Origin of the sequence: Vibrio sinaloensis DSM 21326 (genome assembly GCF_000189275.1) — a bacterium.
In the GTDB taxonomy this organism is placed as follows: domain Bacteria; phylum Pseudomonadota; class Gammaproteobacteria; order Enterobacterales; family Vibrionaceae; genus Vibrio; species Vibrio sinaloensis.
In genome coordinates this window covers 1-452 of record NZ_AEVT01000030.1, presented here as the reverse complement: position 1 = coordinate 452, position 452 = coordinate 1, and the positions used below count along the sequence as shown (strand labels likewise).

Below are 452 nucleotides of genomic sequence, written 5' to 3'. Positions count from 1 at the left end.
CGCTGAGACGTTCGACCAACGGCGGGCATTTGGGGAGATTGCTGAATGGCGTTTCGTTACCAGAAATATCCGCTTCAACGACCAGCGCGTCGGCCTGGCGTAGCTTTTTCACCAGCTTTGCTGGAAGAGGAGCCATATCGCGCGTCCCCATATGAATACTGCCAACCAGATGCAGATGACGACCGCCGGGCAGGGAGAGATCGATAGCAGGCCAACTATTTGGGGTACCACGCAGCGCGCGCCATAAACGTTTAAGTTGATTTAATAGCTTCATACGCGCTCCCTTTGAAAAAGCTCATGCTAGCGCGTTGGAGAAAAGGGCGCAATGCGCCCTGACTGGAGGTCAACGATCAGTCGGGTAGTTCGCTGCCGTCGAGATAGGCCGTTCTGGCGATGGTCACTTCAAGCTGGCATGTATAAATACTGATGCGCTTTTCAGCAGGTATGGCCTC

At 54.2% G+C, this 452-nt stretch carries 1 protein-coding gene; it reads right to left on the bottom strand.

All coding sequences use genetic code 11. From position 1 onward, the window contains the following. Positions 1–274 (bottom strand): TraB/GumN family protein (locus tag RH45_RS06000; protein WP_008074991.1); only part of this gene is annotated, 274 nt, incomplete at its 3' end. Positions 275–452 lie beyond the last annotated feature (178 nt).